Annotated in this window: 2 protein-coding genes and 1 pseudogene; 2 read left to right on the forward strand and 1 reads right to left on the reverse strand. The window is 66.6% G+C overall.

The annotated features are described in order from the left end of the window. A pseudogene (locus tag V7067_RS00600) lies at nt 1-183 on the reverse strand (cupin domain-containing protein); the annotation flags it as partial. Nucleotides 184-318: 135 nt separating this feature from the next. Between V7067_RS00600 and V7067_RS00605 the strand changes: the two are divergent. Next, complete coding sequence (locus V7067_RS00605; RefSeq protein ID WP_334173925.1) at nt 319-1,212, forward strand: LysR family transcriptional regulator; 894 nt, start codon at nt 319-321, stop codon at nt 1,210-1,212. Nucleotides 1,213-1,567: 355 nt separating this feature from the next. Beyond that, nucleotides 1,568-2,622 (forward strand): DUF3300 domain-containing protein (locus tag V7067_RS00610; protein WP_334173926.1); only part of this gene is annotated, 1,055 nt, incomplete at its 3' end.

Consider the following 2,622-nt stretch of genomic DNA (forward strand, 5'->3'; position numbering starts at 1 on the left):
CCGGCCGACAGCCCGGCCCGTGCCCGACAGGATGACGATCGTCTGCCCCGGCGGATGGCTGTGCCATGCCGTCCGAGCACCCGGCGAAAAGGCAACCGCGGCCGCACGCAGCCCGCCGCCGCCCATGAACGGCGCGCCGATCTGAACCGATCCGGTGAAATAGCCGTCCGGTCCCCCGTGCAAGGGGGGCGATCCGGCACGCCCGGTCTCCGCGGAAGACACTCCCACCCCGGCGCCCGCGCCGTGCTTTCGTTTATCACGCCGGATTTGGTGAACTAGTGCTTGAAACCGGCATGAGCTTATGTCTGTCATTCATGAATGCAGCGTGATGACCTCGTCGATCTCAATGCCTTCCTCATCGTTGCCGCAGAAGGCAGTTTCACCCGGGCCGCTGCCCGGCTGGGCACATCGCAGTCTGCGCTCAGCCACACCATCCGGCGCCTCGAAACGCGCCTCGGCGTGCGGCTTCTCGCCCGCACCACCCGCAGCGTGGTGCCGACGCAGGCCGGCGAGCGCCTGCTCGCAAAACTGCGACCCGCGCTGAGCGAGATCGAGGCCGGGCTTGATGACCTGAACGAACTGCGCGACCGGCCGGCCGGAACCATCCGCATCACCACCGCCGAGCACGCCGCAACGACAGTGCTCTGGCCGGCGCTGAAGAAGCTGCTGCGGGACTATCCCGACATCCATGTGGAACTGAGCATCGACTCCAGCCTGACGGATATCGTGGCCGACCGTTTCGACGCCGGCGTGCGGCTGGGCGAGTCGCTGGCAAGGGACATGATCGCCGTGCCCATCGGCCCGGAACTGCGGATGGCCGTGGTGGCCGCGCCGGCCTATTTCGCGCGGCACCCGCCACCGCACACGCCCGGCGACCTTGCCGCGCACCGCTGCATCAACCTGCGCCTGCAAACCGCGGGCGGGCTTTATGCGTGGGAACTGGAGCGCGACGGACGGGAGCTGCGGGTGCGGGTTGAAGGCCAGATCACCTCCAGCAGCATGACCATGAACATACAGGCCGCCCTCGACGGCTTCGGCATCGCCTTCGCCGTGGAAGATCAGGTCGAGGCGGAGATCCGCGCCGGACGGCTGATCCGGGTTCTCGATGACTGGTGCCCGCCGTTCGCCGGTTATTATCTCTATTATCCCAGCCGCCGCCAGCCCTCGGCCGCTTTCTCGCTGCTCGTCGAAGCCCTGCGCTGGCGCCGCTAGCGCGACAGCCTGCGACGAAATCGTGACCACCGCATTCTTGATTGCCGCGGCCGACTGTCATTACACTCCGGTTGCTGTCGATCGCGCTTCGGCACACGCGGCCGGAAGACTTCGGGAACGAAGACACCGCCGCTGCCCGCCCGGTTGCCTGTTGTCTGCGGTTCTGCCGGCCGCCGGTTCCGGCAAAAACCAGCTTTCCGGGCCGGACTGTGCCGTCGTTATCTCTTCGTCGAATCTTTCTGAACAGAAAATACAATAACACGGACAGGCCACCGGCCCCCTCAGCCCGGCGCGCCGTCGGGGCAGGTGCGGAATGATGATCCGCGCGGGAAACGACAGGTTGGGAGGCAGCATCATGATCAGGCGGCGGGCCCGGACTCTTCTGGTCTGTCTGATGGCTCTTTCCGTGCCGTTCGCAACGGGCTGGTCCCGCAGCGGATACGCGCAGACGCCCGATCCGGCGCCGGCGGCTGCGCCACCCGGGCCGGACGAGGCCGCGCCGGAGCCTTACAGCGACGAGGAACTGCAGGTTCTCGTCGCGCGGATCGCCCTCTATCCCGACGATCTCGTTGCGGCGATTGCCGAGGCCTCTCTCTATCCGCTCCAGATCGTGGAGGCCGCACGCTTTCTCGAAGCCCGTAAAAAGGACCCGAAGCTGGCGCCGAAGGCCGGCTGGGACGGCAGCGTCATCGCGCTTCTGAACTATCCTGAGATCGTGCAGATGATGAGCGACGATCTGGACTGGACCCAGTCGCTCGGCGAGGCGCTGGTCAATCAGCAGAAGGATGTGCTGATTGCCATCCAGCAACTGCGCGACGAGGCGGTGGCCGCCAATGTCATCCGGTCGGACGACAAGGTCACCGTGAGCCGGGAGGGCGATAACATCGTTATCGCCCCGGCCACGCCCGACAAGGTCTACATCCCGAGCTACCAGCCCGCGATGCTCTACGACCCGTCCTATCCCCTCGTTCCGGTGACATACGCGGCGAACCCCTACCCCTCCTATTTCTGGCCGACGGCGACCTTTTTCACCGCGGCGATCACCGGCGCGGTCTGGGCTTCGGCCGTGGACTGGAACAACTGGAATGTGTGGGGCGGCCGCTGGCGCGGCGATCTCGGCGTCAACTGCATCAACTGCTACCGGGACCGCAATTTCAGCGGCCGGCTCAACGTCAACGACATCGACTGGAAGAATGTCGATCGCAGCAGGCTGCAGATCGACAGGAACCAGTTCGGCGCCATTGACGGGAACCGCATCCGGCAGGGCCTCGATACCGACCGTCGCAACGACCTGCGCGCCCGGGCGGGCGATCTGCGGCGCAGCCAGCCCGGCGCCCCCGGTGCCGCCAAGGCCGGCGACATTCGCCGCAGCGCCCTGCAGAACCACAACGCAGCCGGCCAGATCCGGGC

It is taken from the genome of Pseudoxanthobacter sp., assembly GCF_036822375.1.
Taxonomy (GTDB): domain Bacteria; phylum Pseudomonadota; class Alphaproteobacteria; order Rhizobiales; family Segnochrobactraceae; genus Pseudoxanthobacter.

Excerpts from the sequence above, each read along its gene's own strand:
- V7067_RS00605 (WP_334173925.1), top strand. The coding sequence starts at position 319 with ATGCAGCGTGATGACCTCGTCGATCTCAATGCCTTCCTCATCGTTGCC.